Origin of the sequence: Chitinophaga ginsengisoli, assembly GCF_003014595.1 — a bacterium.
GTDB lineage: Bacteria > Bacteroidota > Bacteroidia > Chitinophagales > Chitinophagaceae > Chitinophaga > Chitinophaga ginsengisoli.
The window spans coordinates 61,725-75,551 of the sequence record NZ_PYGK01000013.1 but is presented as its reverse complement, the minus strand read 5'-3'; the positions used below and the strand labels follow the sequence as shown (position 1 = coordinate 75,551).

7 protein-coding genes are annotated in these 13,827 nt (G+C 46.4%); 3 read left to right on the top strand and 4 right to left on the bottom strand.

Annotated elements, in window-relative coordinates; all coding sequences use genetic code 11:
- The first annotated feature begins 6 nt into the window (after window positions 1-6).
- Window positions 7-1,464, top strand: a complete 1,458-nt coding sequence (locus tag CLV42_RS24945) for a glycoside hydrolase family 30 protein (RefSeq protein WP_106604654.1) — start codon at window positions 7-9, stop codon at window positions 1,462-1,464.
- Window positions 1,465-1,668: 204 nt separating this feature from the next.
- Here CLV42_RS24945 and CLV42_RS24940 read toward each other — a convergent pair whose 3' ends face one another.
- From CLV42_RS24940 to CLV42_RS24925, 4 genes are all read right to left on the bottom strand, one after another.
- Window positions 1,669-3,300 (bottom strand): RagB/SusD family nutrient uptake outer membrane protein, encoded by a 1,632-nt coding sequence (locus CLV42_RS24940; RefSeq protein WP_106604653.1) that lies wholly within the window; start codon window positions 3,298-3,300, stop codon window positions 1,669-1,671.
- A gap of 26 nt (window positions 3,301-3,326) precedes the next feature.
- Window positions 3,327-6,617, bottom strand: a complete 3,291-nt coding sequence (locus tag CLV42_RS24935; protein WP_106604652.1) for a SusC/RagA family TonB-linked outer membrane protein — start codon at window positions 6,615-6,617, stop codon at window positions 3,327-3,329.
- Between the two features lie 256 nt (window positions 6,618-6,873).
- Window positions 6,874-8,055 (bottom strand): FecR family protein, encoded by a 1,182-nt coding sequence (locus CLV42_RS24930; RefSeq protein ID WP_106604651.1) that lies wholly within the window; start codon window positions 8,053-8,055, stop codon window positions 6,874-6,876.
- Window positions 8,056-8,189: 134 nt separating this feature from the next.
- Complete coding sequence (locus tag CLV42_RS24925) at window positions 8,190-8,747, bottom strand: RNA polymerase sigma factor (protein WP_170117639.1); 558 nt, start codon at window positions 8,745-8,747, stop codon at window positions 8,190-8,192.
- 117 nt (window positions 8,748-8,864) lie between these two features.
- Here CLV42_RS24925 and CLV42_RS24920 point away from each other — a divergent pair, with 117 nt between their 5' ends.
- Window positions 8,865-9,836, top strand: a complete 972-nt coding sequence (locus CLV42_RS24920; protein WP_106604649.1) for a glycoside hydrolase family 43 protein — start codon at window positions 8,865-8,867, stop codon at window positions 9,834-9,836.
- Between the two features lie 877 nt (window positions 9,837-10,713).
- Window positions 10,714-13,824: a SusC/RagA family TonB-linked outer membrane protein gene (locus tag CLV42_RS24915; protein WP_106604648.1), complete on the top strand. Its 3,111-nt coding sequence runs from the start codon at window positions 10,714-10,716 to the stop codon at window positions 13,822-13,824.
- Window positions 13,825-13,827 lie beyond the last annotated feature (3 nt).

Genomic DNA, 13,827 nt, shown 5'->3' with positions numbered 1-13,827 from the left:
TTATACATGAGAAAGTTCGCATTGATAGGGCTGTTACTGGTGGCTTACACCGGCTACGCGAAGAGCGAAGCCCTGACTAACAGAAAGGATTCCACTACACGCAAAGGTATTACGGTGTATACCACTGCAGAAAATACCAAACTGCGGTTGACGGAAACAGGCACCTTGTCTTTTGCACCTGCGAAACAGCCACTGGAAACAGAGGTGTGCATCTTCGTAGATCCTGCAAAACGTTTCCAGACATTCATGGGAATTGGTGGTGCATTGACAGATGCTGCTGCTGAAACATGGGCTAAATTGCCCAATCAGAAAAGGGCAGAACTCATGAAAGCCTATTATGATCCGGTGAATGGTATCGGTTATACACTGGCCAGAACTAATATACAGAGCTGCGATTTCTCCAGTGATACCTATAGCTATGTAAAGGAGAATGATAGCCTGCTGAGAACATTCAGCGTAGAACATGATATGCAATACCGCATCCCCTTCATTAAAGCAGCTATCAGCGCTGCAGGTGGTAAACTACCATTATATGTAAGCCCATGGAGCCCTCCGGGCTGGATGAAGGATAACAACGATGTGCTGCATGGCGGTAAGCTGTTACCACAGTACTACCAGTCGTGGGCTAACTTCTTTGTGAAGTTTATCAAAACGTATGAGTCACTGGGTATTCCTATATGGGGGCTTTCTGTACAGAATGAACCGATGGCAAAACAGAAATGGGAGTCGTGCAACTATACCGCCGAAGAGGAAAGAGATTTCATCAAACGTTACCTGGGGCCTACCTTGCAAAAACAGGGAATGGCTTCTAAGAAACTGATCGCCTGGGATCATAACCGCGACCAGGTGTATCAGCGCGCCAGCACCATCCTGGAAGACCCTGCTGCTGCAAAATATGTATGGGGTATCGGTTACCACTGGTATGAAACCTGGACCGGCAGTTCCATGATGTTTGACAACGTACGTCGGGTGGCAGAAACATTCCCCGATAAGAACCTGATCTTCACAGAAGGATGTATCGAATCTTTCAAACGCGAGCGTATCAATGAATGGTTTATCGGTGAGCGTTATGGTCATTCTATGGTGAATGACTTCAATAATGGTACTGTTGCATGGACAGACTGGAACATCCTGCTGGATGAAAATGGTGGGCCTAACCACGTTGGTAACTTCTGCTTTGCACCGGTACATGCTGATACAAAAACGGGAGAGTTGATCTACACTAATGCTTATTATTACCTGGGACATTTCTCTAAATTCATCCGTCCGGGTGCAAAACGTGTAATCGCTTCTTCTAACAGAACAGACCTGCAAACAACCGCTTTCATTAATAAAGATGGTAAGCTTGCCGTGGTGGTGTTGAACATGTCTGGTAAAGAGATCCCTTACAAATTGTGGATTAAAGGTGAAGCTGCGACTGTAAGCAGTTTACCACATTCTATCGCAACACTGATCATAGAATAGGTTAACCATTATATATGAAAAAGGCCTCCTGGAAAGGGGGCCTTTTTCATTTGTGTACCTGTATAATAAAGCAGCCGCCTCAAAATGAATTGAGACGGCTGCTATTCTTCACTCTTTAGCCCAGTCAGTAATTCTTAATACTCAACTGTTGGTTTCCATTTATAACTAATACATTCACAATATTGACAGTCTTAACAATCAGTATTATTGTACATCCCACCATAATCTCGTCGCTCCATTGTCGGGACCTTTCAGCAAGGAGATGGCCTTGCTTACTTCCGCGCCATTAGTGTTATACTCATTCTGTGGGAAAGGTAAACGCCTGATCTGGACAGCACTGCTGATCACACCACCGCTGAAGTTGTTCACTACAGGGAAGAGTTTAGGATAACCGGTACGGCGGAATTCTGTCCACGCTTCCTGTCCTTCAGGGAACATAGCGATCCATTTCTGTGTAATGAGACGTTCCATTTTTGCAGCAGGAGTGGCGGCATCATCCCATTTGATGGTGATGGCAGATGGAGAAGGCGCATTGTTCGCAGCGTTCTTCGGATCTGTAAAACCGGCAGGGGTGCTGGTATTGTCAGTAAGATAAGCGCCAGGAATTGCGCCCCATTGTTCCATAGAGGTAGTGATCCCCTTGTTGTAGAGCGTCTCTACATCACCACCTGCATTTGCCCAGTTACGCAGCGCTGCTTCTGCTCTCAGGAAGTATACTTCTGCTGCGGTCATGATCTGCACAGGAGTGGTGATAGAGAAGGAAGGTGTACCGTTCGTCAGGTTCAGAGAAGAATATCCGGTGTAGTCTCCCTTGGACACATTACCATTGATGGAACCTATGCGGATGCCCTGATACCGGGATGGGAAAGTGGTATCGGTGGATTTGTCAAAATATTTACCGATGCGCGGATCGTTGTAACCGCTCATATAAGCCTGAATGGAAGCACCGATGCGGATATCCAGCCAGTTCTGTGCTATAAACACGAGCGGATTACTGAAGCCGGCGCCCAGCACCTTTACCTTCATGTTACCTGTATTGCTGGTGATTACACCTCCATTGGCAGGGTCCAGGGCTTTTTCAGCCTGTTGCTGTGCCAGTGCCGGTGCAACCTTCACAATATGCATAGCCAGGCGTAAGCGGAGGCTATTGGCATATTGCAGCCATTTGGTGGAATCTCCGTCATATACCAGATCGAATCTGGCAAAGGAGAAAGGTAATGGCTTTAAGCTACCGTTGATCTGGGCACGTAGGTTGTTGCTTGCACTATCCAGTTCCAGGAAGAAACGTTTGTAAACATCCTCCTGACTGTCGTACGGAATAGCACTTTTGCTGGTACCTACCTGGCTGTAAGGAATCGGCCCGTAGATATCAGTAACACGGCTCATACCGGTTACCTGCAATATCTGGGCTACTGCCCATACTGCAGGGTAAGCAGTATCAACACCATTTCTGCGCAGCCTGTTTACAGAAGCCATGACGTTCAGGTAACCTACTTTGAAAGGCTCACCATTCCATCCGTTTATTAGGGAGTAAGACAGGTTGTTTTGTCCGCCGTTGAATGGGTTAGGCGACATAAAATAGCCTGAATAGCAGTCAGCATTCAGATTTTGTTGTAACTGGTAAGAGTTAGGATCTCCACCATCGGAAAAATTGATGATGGAACGCTGTGCCCTTGTGAGGAAAGCGCCGATGTCGTTAAAATCTCCTTTCAGATCGTCCGGTGTAATGCCGGTGTTATCCTGGTTATATACTTCAAAGTTCTTGGTACAGGCACTGGCTCCCAGCAATACTGCTGCTGCAATAGCCCACATGCTCTTTATATAGTAACGTTTCATTTTCTTCAGTTTAATGGCAACAATGATTAGAAAGTAGCATTCAGTGACAGACCATAGCTGCGGGTAGCAGGAGGCATGAAGATGTCCACGCCTGACAGACCGTTAGCGGTTGACATGGTCAACTCAGGATCGAATGGCGCTTTCTTGGAGAAATACACCAGGTTACGTCCAGTCAGTGATAATTTCAGTGCTTTCACGAAGTTGGTGCTCTTTACAGGGATGGTATAACCCAGTGCTACCTCACGTAAACGTACGGTAGTAGCGCTGTACATATACTCTCCGGAAGCAGCTTCACGACCGCCAACAGTAGAATACCATTTCTGTGCATCTACTTTGGATACTGCATTGCCGTTCGGATCAACACCATTCACCGCTACGCCACCTGCATCACGTGCGTCACCACTCACTTTGGATACACCGTACTGGTCCATCACGGACTGGGTGATAGACATTACCTTACCACCGAATTTGCCATCGATCAGGAAAGACAGGTTGAAATCTTTATACTGCAGATTGTTGTTCCATCCCAGCTGCCATTTGGTATTGGAGTTGCCCAGGAATACGAATTCACCACCCTGTTTGATAGGATTACCGTTTGCATCGATCATGATACGGCCCTGTGCATCGCGCTGCAGTACATTACCATAGATGTCTCCGAAGGAACCGCCTACCTTGAATTTAGATACATAGTTGGATCCGGATGCACCGCTCAGTGTAAACTCAGGAGCGTTAGGAGACAATTCGATGATCTTATTCTTGTTGGTAGAGAAGTTAAGACCAGTGTTCCATTTCAGTTTGGTATCGCGCAGCACATCATAGCGTACGATGGCTTCCACACCCTGATTCTGGATATTACCGGCATTGATGAAGAAGTTATCGTAGAAAGATCCCTGCGGAGCCCTGATCTGTAAAGTCTGGTTCTTGGTGTTGGTCTTATAATAAGTCACATCTGCACTCAGCCTGTTCTCAAAGAAATGCCATTCTGTACCGAACTCCAGCGAGTTGGTCTTTTCTGGTTTCAGATCAGTGAAAGGAGCAGTGGTGTTTGGACTGAAGCCACCGCCGGCGCTGAAGTTATATATAGCTGGATTAGACTGATAAGCCAGGGGAGAGTTGCCCACCTGTGCAAAGGAGCCACGCACTTTGGCGAAGCTGATGAATGCAGGCAGTTTCGCTACCTGGCTCAGGATCACGTTCAGACCTACGGAAGGGTAGAAGTAAGAACCGGAAGGCGTAAAGGCCAGGTTAGATGCCCAGTCATTACGTGCGGTCAGGTCCAGGTATGCCCAGTCTTTGTAGGAGATGTTCGCACTACCGAAAACGGACTGTACCTGGCTGTGGTTTTCCTGCAGGGTACCAGAGTTCAGCGGATTGAAGGTCTTGAAGTTCTGGATCACGAACAGGTTCGGAATGTTCAGACCATCCTGTCCGGAGTTAAATTTCTCACCTTTGGTCACTACGTCCCTGATGCTTCCACCCAGCACACCGGTAATGCGGATCTTATCGTTTACAGGTATGTCGAAGTTGGCTAACAGGTCGCCGTACTGCTGATTGGTGGTAGTATTGCTGTATACGTATACACCGTTGGCATGAGAGAGGGCGTGGATGGTACCGGCATATATTTTCTGCTCATACACATCATTGATCCTGTCCATGCTTCCGCGGGCGGTGATGTTGAGCCATTTGTTCACGTCGTATTTCAGACTGGCGTTCATCAGCAAACGATTGCGGTCCAGGGAGTTCGGATCACGATGGAGGATCCACCATGGGTTTTGCTGAACGTCTTCATTGAAAGGCCAGTTCTGCACCATCAGACGCCTGGTAGGATCAAATACTTCAAATTGATCCTTGTAAGGCTGCATATCCTTTCCGCGGGGGAAGAGGTACAGACCAGTCAGCGGGTTGAAATAGAAACCGCTTAAAGGCGTATTGTCGATAGTCTGATTAATATAGTTAACATCCGCTTCAGCCGTCAGTTTGTCGTTCAGGAAATGTCCTGTTTCCTTGAAGGTGATGTTGTTGCGGGACAGTTTGTTCGTAGGCTCGATACCTTTTGCAGTGGTATTGGCGTATGAAAAATAGGTCTGCATTTTATCACTGCCACCTGCCAGGCTGATAGAGTTGGTCAGGTTCTGGCCTGTCTGGAAGAAAGAAGACAGGTTGTCTTTGGCACCAGATATTTTGCTGCCCCAGCTTTGTGTATTGGTGGCATTTGTCTGACCGTAGCTGTTCTGGAACTCAGGTTTGTAAGCCACGTTGCTGAGGGTCAGGCCGGAAGAGAAATTGATCACCGTACGACCGGCTTTACCACTTTTGGTGGTGATCAGGATCACACCATTGGCGCCCTGGCTGCCATAAAGAGCAGCAGCGGAAGCACCTTTCAGCACAGAAATGCTTTCTATATCATCCGGGTTCAGGTTGGAGATCGGGTCGCCGCCATCGTAAGCGCCGCTACCACCGAAAGAGCTGTTAGGCTGTGATGTCAGGGAGTTGTTCATAGGCACCCCGTCAATCACATAAAGCGCCTGGTTGCTTCCCAGACCTGATTTTGCACCACGCAGGATCACCTTTGCAGAACCACCCACACCAGAAGAACTGGGAGAAATATTAAGACCGGCTACCTTACCGTTCAGGGTATTGATCAGGTTCGGATCTTTGGCTTTGGTCAGTTCCACACCGCTTACCTGCTGAGCAGCATAAGTGATGGATTTCTCAGACCTTTTGATACCCAGCGCCGTTACCACAACAGTGTTCAGCTGTTTGTTGGACTCGGTCAGGGTAACCTGGATATTGGTCTGGTCGCCTACTGTCACTTCTTTTTTATCGAAACCGACATAGTTGAACACCAGTACGTCCGTGCTTTCTGCCTGGAGGGAGAAATGTCCTTTCTCGTCAGTCAGCGCGCCGCGGGTAGTGCCTTTTACCTGAACAGCCACGTTGGGCAGAGGCTGACCCGCAGCATCCACCACAGTACCTTCCACTTTAGCTGCTGGCTGGATGGCGGAAGGCGTCTCTTTTTTCACTGCCTTCGGACGGATCACGATGATCTTGTCCAGGATGGCGTAGGAGAGAGGTTTGTCCTTCAGGCATTTGTCCAGTACATCGGACAGGGGCGCTGATTTTAAATTGATATCTATAGCACCGGTACCCTGCAGCAGCTTTTCATCATATACAAACTCATAACCTGTCTGCTTGCTGATACTGTTGAAGATGTCGTACAGGGCGAGGTGCTTACCTGTGATCGTGACGGTTTGGGAATAAGACCTGGCGCTCAGATGAAGAGAGAACACCAGTGTTAAGATGGCAGTTAATTTCATAACCAACAATAATTTACTGTGCAAGAAGCCCTTCCTTGGATAGGCCTTGCATGTCTCGCGTAGTTCCATACTTTTGTGTTCTTGGCTTAATAATCGATTTTCAAACGTTAAGGAAATTGGTAGCCAATCTATGCCGGGTTCCGATGGCAGTCGGGATCCGGCTTTCTACCTAAAGTTGACAGTGAATTTTTTACGTGGTCATAACTGGAAAATTTAGTTTTTACATAATCGTTGTCCCCCTTGGTCCTAAGGGCTTTTACTGCTGTTTCCAGGGTCTTACGGTCACATCGTTCCCGTTCACCTCGAATTGTACCCTTTGGGTAGCCTCCAGTGCTTTTAACAGCTTACCGGCTTCTTCCCTCCGGGATATAACACCTGTCAGGTCTATATCGGACACATCTCCCTGGTAGCTTACTTCGATGTCATACCAGCGCGACAGCTGCCGCATTATGGTCCGTATATTCGTGTTCCTGAAGCGGAATTTGCCCTCTTTCCAGGCAAGCGTCTGTTCCATGTCAGCCGCAGCGATCACAAAATGATCGTCTTTGGCCGACAGGGTAGCCTGCAATCCTGGTTTTAATACACTGGTGCTGTTGCCGTGCTTCAATTGCACTGCACCATCCACCAGGGTAGTTTTTATGGCCTGTTCGTCAGAGTAGGCCATGATGTTAAAGCTGGTGCCTAAAACATTCACCTGCACATCATTTGCTTTCACCCGGAAAGGCATTTCAGCCTGTTGCGCCACCTCGAAATAGACTTCTCCGGTGATTTCCACTACCCGTTCCCTGCCGGTAAAGGACGTGGGAAAACGGATGCTGCTGGCGGCGTTCAGCCATACACGGCTGCCGTCTGCCAGGGTCAGTTGGTATTGGCCGCCATGAGGCGTCGTTACTGTATTGTACATCACCTCGCCGGTTTGGCCTGCAGCGTTATAGCTGAGGGCTCCGTTCCTGTTGGTGATCTGCGTATTACCCTGTTGGGCCAGCGCGCCGTTTTGAGCGCTATCCAGCGGTATGACAGAACCATCCGCCAGGGTGAGCATTGCTTTGTCAGAGCCGGGCAGCAGCGGCTTTTGATGTATAGCAGCTACCGGGGCTGCCTGTTTACCTGGCAGCGAGATATAAACACCGGTGGCAATCATACCCGCTACTACTGCAGCAGCCAGGGAACCGTATACCAGCCTTCTGCGCCTTACTACCCGTAAGCGATGAGCATCAGCAGCGCCGGCCTCGAAAATACCGGTCAGCATCGCAGATGATGCGTACTCTCCTAATCCCGTACCGGGAACTTTCCCGTATAACGCCTCCATGATATCGGCCTTGATAGCAGATGTGTGGACGTCGTCCGCGACTTCCTGCATCAGTAAGAGATATTCTTCCTCACTGATCTCGTTACGCTTATACTTATCAAGTAATCGCTTTATTTCAGGTATTGTCATAGACGATTCGTTTGGCACTGGTTGATACAGCAATAAAGACGACCGGGGAAAAAGAAAGGAGTATTGGGGTAAGAAATTTTTTTAGAATGATATTCAGGTACTTAGAAGAGGTGTGGCCGTTTTCAGACCACTAATTATATATGGAGTTGCTCTTTTACAAAGCTTCTGACAGTCTGCATAGCCAGCTGCATTTGTTTCTTAACGGTATGGATGGAGATATTCATCCGGACAGAGATCTCTTCATTACTCATGCCCTCTTTCCGGGCGATATAGACCTTTTTTCGTTCAGGGGGAAGGTTGGATACCACTTTATCCAGGAGATGGTCATATTGGTGCTCCTGAAGCCGGTGATCGGCATTGTCTACTGCGCTGGGTTGGTATTGACTGAAATGATCCAGGGCTTTTACCAGGTTTGCCTGTTTTTTGAAACTGTCATATATATGATTGCGGGTCAGGATAAAAAGATAGGCGGTCAGGTCTTCCACAGTGGGCATAGTTTCTCTCTTCAGCCATATTTTCAGAAAAACCTCCTGCACGACCTCCCGTGCTGTTGTTGTGTCTTTCAGATAAAGCATGGCCACGTTAAACACCTGCTTACTGTAATGGTTAAATACAAGTGTATATGCAGATTCGTCACCCCTGGCTATCTGCCGTAATAGTTCCCGCTCCTCTGGTAAGGATGAATTTGACAATTTACCTATCGTTTGAATGCTGGCGTAAAAGTAGGAACAAAAATTGAAATGGTCCCTGCCGTCCATAGATCTGTACTACTCAATTATTATATTGTGGCCCAAACTGGAAATTCTATTATGAGAAAGGTCTTAACGTTTTTATTACTGGGAACAGCCCTGTATCTGCCCTCGGCAGCACAGAAACGGGCGGGTAATCCTATCGTGCAGGGGTGGTACGCCGATCCCGAAGCCGCCATATGGGGTAAAGAATACTGGGTATATCCTACCTACTCAGACAAGTATGAAAAACAGGTGTTTTTTGATGCCTTTTCCTCCCGGGATCTGATAAAGTGGACCAAACATCCCCATATCCTGGATACGGCAGCCGTGAAATGGGCTAAAAAAGCCATGTGGGCGCCTGCGATAGTAGAGAAAGATGGCAAATACTACTTTTTCTTCGCAGCCAACGATATCCAGAACGACAATGAAGAGGGGGGCATAGGCGTAGCCGTGTCCGACAAACCGGGAGGCCCTTATAAAGATTACCTGGGGAAACCGCTGATCGATAAGTTCCATAATAAAGCACAGCCTATAGACCAGTTCGTTTTTCATGATAAGGACGGACAATACTATATCATTTATGGCGGATGGGGTCATTGCAATATCGCAAAGCTGACCCCCGATTTCAAAGGATTCACTCCTTTTGAAGATGGCAGTACCTTTAAGGAAATCACGCCTTCAGGTTATGTGGAAGGACCACTCATGTTCATCCGTAACGGCAAATACTACTTTATGTGGTCAGAAGGAGGATGGGGTGGACCACACTATTCCGTAGCATATGCTATCGCAGATTCTCCGGCAGGCCCTTTCAAACGTATTGACAAGATACTTCAGCAGGATACAGCGGTAGCAACTGGTGCGGGCCATCACTCTGTGATCAATGTACCAGGCACTGACAGGTGGTATATCGTTTACCATAGACGTCCACTCACGGAAACAGCAGCCAACAACAGGGTGGTATGTATAGATGAAATGCATTTTGATGAAAATGGGTTGATCGTTCCTGTGAAGATCACCAAAGAAGGTGTAAAGAAAGATAAACTAAAGTAGATCATACGGAGACGAATACTGAAGAAGGGACTGCCGCCGCAGTCCCTTCTTCAGTATTAATAAGTGATTAATTATAAAGACAAATCACACTAACACTTAAGATAAAATACTATCAGATGAACATAATAGTGAAATTGAGTGTTATAACTATGCTAAAACGGTTTACATAAGATCAGTACTTGTTAAAAAAGTATTTGTTTTAGCGGTCATTTGGTTATAATTATGTATAACATAAATGTTATTGTACAAAATGTCAAAATTTGAGTACTTTCAATGTCGAAAGTCGTAAACGAGAGAGCGTGAAAGAGAACAATGAGTCACGAATCAGTTATGAAATCTGGGCAAAAATGTTGCCTTCCATGTAAGAAAACTTGTCATTTATAGAATTTTTGAAACAAACATGAACAGTGAATTGTATTACTCGTAAGAGTAGGACAACTTTGGATATTAAACTATTGAACAGCTAATATTGAACAATTTTCTTCGAAGCCAAAATTATAACTACTAGAGTCAATCAGATTGCTAAAGTGGAAAGTAGAACAATGAACAATTATTTTATCACTTCAAATCGTTATTGAGTCTTTGCCGACTATTTGCCGGATCATGTCTTCATGTGTGTTTGTAACGGGGAACAAGTCCCTGTTACATCACAGTGAGTAGTCCGGTAGGGGGGCGTGTCAACTAAAATCAAAACTAAAACTTGATGGAAGCATAAACATTGCTATGCAAATAGCATAAAGGGGAAAGTATTTTCTAACAACAACCAAATATAACAGTATCGAGCAATGAAACGAAACATTGTCGCACAGCGACCAGACCTTCTATGCCTTCAAGTGTCCATCACTTGTCTATTCTCTAACCAAAAACTAAATCGATAATGAGACATCTACGTTTGCTGGTTGTTGCGATGCTACTCTCCACAGTAGCATTTGCTCAAACAAGGCAGGTACAGGGAACTGTCAAAGATTCAAAAAGTGGAGCCCCTCTGGGTTCCGTAAGTATCAAGGTGCAAGGAAAGAACATCTTTGCAATCACGGGTGCTGATGGTGCATTTACCCTGAAAAATGTACCGGAAGGAGAAGTAACACTCGAAACATCACTGATAGGTTATACGTCCAAAGGCATTAAACTTGCTGCTGGACAGACATCCGTTGACTTCACCATGGAGGAGTCCTCTTCTCAGTTAGGTGAAGTAACAGTAACGGCACTGGGTATATCAAAAGAATCCAAAAAACTGGGTTACTCTGTTACAAAAGTTGATGGTGCATCGCTGACACAAGCGCGTGAAACCAACGTTGCTTATTCTCTTGGTGGCCGTGTGGCTGGTTTGAGCGTTAGTGGTACCAACGGTGGTCCAGGTTCTTCTGCACGTGTGCTGTTAAGAGGTATGGCCAGCTTTGGCGCCAGCAGCCCATTGTACGTTATTAACGGTGTTCCGATGGATAACTCACAGAGAGGTGCTGCCGGTGAGTGGGGCGGTTCCGATAATGGTGATGGTATCTCCAACATCAACCCCGATGATATTGAAAGCATGACCGTACTGAAAGGCGCTTCTGCTTCCGCATTGTACGGTACCCGTGCTACCAACGGCGTGATCCTTATTACTACCAAGAGTGGTAAGAAAGGAACCATGCAGGTGGAATATAACACCAACTACACACTGGATAAAGCGATCGACTATACCGAATACCAGTATACATATGGCCAGGGTCAACATGGTGCAAAACCTGTCAACGCTGCCGACGCATTATCCAGCACACGTTTGAGCTGGGGTACAAAACTGGACGGATCAATGACGCCGCAGTTTGATGGTAAGTCTTATGCTTACTCTGCAGTGGATGATAACATCAGCCGTTTCTACAGAACAGGACCAACCTTTACCAATACATTATCAGTATCTGGTGGCGGAGACAAAGGTGTTTTCCGCGTATCCGCATCCAGCATGGACAATCATTCTATTTTAAGGAACAGTGGACTGAAACGTAAAACTTTCAACCTGAACCTCGAACAGAACCTGACTACCAAACTGAAAGTAAGTGCACTGGTAAACTATATTGATGACCGTTCACAGAACCGTCCTCAGTTGAGTGATGGTCCGCTGAACGCGAACAATGGTCTCTTCCTGGCTACAAACATTGATGAAGATCTCATGAAGCCTGGCTACAATCCCGACAACAATGGTCGTGAGGTAGTATGGACAGATGATAACTTCGTAACAAACCCATGGTTTGTTGTAAACCAGTTCATCAATAACATCGACAGAAGACGCTGGATCTCTGCACTGACTGTTCGTTATGATTTATTTGACTTTTTATATGCACAGGCACGTATCGGTTATGATAACATAAACGACAGGAAATTCAAGGTGACTCCATGGGGTACTGCTTATTCCACCAGCACGCTGGCAAATGGTACTACCGTGAGTGGTGACCTGGATCTGCGTAACGAACAATCCACCGAAATGAACGCGGATGGTTTGATCGGTTTCAAGAAGAACATCGTGGAAGACCTGCAGGTAGACCTGGCAGTGGGTGGTAACCTGCGTAAAAGGACCTTTGAAATGGTAGGCGTATCTGGTAACCAGTTTATCATACCTTACGTTTATTCTTATAGCAACGTAACCAACTTCGGTAGGAACTACGATTATCAGGCAAGAGAATCACAGTCAGGGTACTATACCGCCGACTTCTCATACAAAGGCTTCCTGACTATCGGAACAACCGGTCGTTATGATGTATACTCTACTCTGCCAGCCGGCAACAGGAGCATCTTCGTACCATCTGTATCCGGTAGCTTCATCTTCTCCGAACTGGTACACATTCCTAAACTGAACTACGGTAAGTTACGCGCTTCATGGGCAAATGCCAGTGGTGAACCTACAGACGCTTATATCACTAAGTCTTACTACAACGTAGGAAGTACAATTGCTGGCGTCAGCACAGGTGATTTCTCTTCTACACTGCCCAATCTTTATCTGAAACCATTTAAGTTGAAAGAAGCGGAAGTTGGTCTCGAACTGAAATTCTTCGAGAACAGATTAGGTATTGACCTGGCGTATTTCCATCGTAAAACCAACAGTGAAATCATACAGGGTACGATCTCATCAGCCACCGGGTATGACAAGGCCTACTTCGGAACTGGTTCTACACTGAACAAAGGTTTTGAGGCTGCTATAAACGGTACTATTGTATCTACGTCCAACTTCACCTGGAACGCTTCTGTGAATGGTACTTACATCAAGAATAAAATTCTTGACATCTATGGCTCAAACAGTAGCAGTACTGTACTGACACTGGGTACTTACCGTCCGCTGAATGCCAATACCGCTCTCGTGAAAGGTATGTCCGGCCCACAGATCCTGGCGTACGATTTCAAACGTGATGATAAAGGCCAACTGCTGTTGGATGCTTCCGGACTGCCACAGAATGATGGTGTGCTGCGACCAATGGGTAGTGTACTGCCTAAGTTCTTCGGTGGTATTAATAACGACTTCTCTTACAAAGGCTTCAACCTCTCCTTCTTAATAGATGGCAAATTCGGCGCAAAACTGCTGTCCGCAACCAAAGACTACGCCGTATATCGTGGTCTGGATAAAGCAACGCTGGCAGGTAGGGAATCAGGCATCGTTGTAGATGGTATCATCGAAAGCACCGGAGAGAAAAATACAAAGAATGTAGACGCGCAAACCTATTATCAGGCATATGCAAATAAGATCTCCAAGAATAGCGTACTGGATGCTGACTTCATCAAGCTGCGCCAGGTAACATTGGGTTATACAATGGGTAGGAAAGTGCTGGGTAAAACACCGTTCGAGTCTATCGGTATTTCACTCGTAGCACGTAATCTGCTCACCCTCATGCGTAAATCTGATAACGTAGACCCTGAAGCAGGATTTTCTTCACTCATCAACTACGCAGGTATCGAAGGTACAAGCTTGCCAAGTACCCGGACCTACGGTGTGAACGTGAATGTTAAATTTAAAAAATAATGG

Bases quoted from the DNA above. Each gene is read 5' to 3' on its own strand.
- CLV42_RS24920 (WP_106604649.1), top strand. From the start codon at position 8,865: ATGAGAAAGGTCTTAACGTTTTTATTACTGGGAACAGCCCTGTATCTG.
- CLV42_RS24935 (WP_106604652.1), bottom strand. From the start codon at position 6,617: ATGAAATTAACTGCCATCTTAACACTGGTGTTCTCTCTTCATCTGAGC.
- CLV42_RS24930 (WP_106604651.1), bottom strand. From the start codon at position 8,055: ATGACAATACCTGAAATAAAGCGATTACTTGATAAGTATAAGCGTAAC.
- CLV42_RS24940 (WP_106604653.1), bottom strand. From the start codon at position 3,300: ATGAAACGTTACTATATAAAGAGCATGTGGGCTATTGCAGCAGCAGTA.
- CLV42_RS24945 (WP_106604654.1), top strand. From the start codon at position 7: ATGAGAAAGTTCGCATTGATAGGGCTGTTACTGGTGGCTTACACCGGC.
- CLV42_RS24915 (WP_106604648.1), top strand. From the start codon at position 10,714: ATGAGACATCTACGTTTGCTGGTTGTTGCGATGCTACTCTCCACAGTA.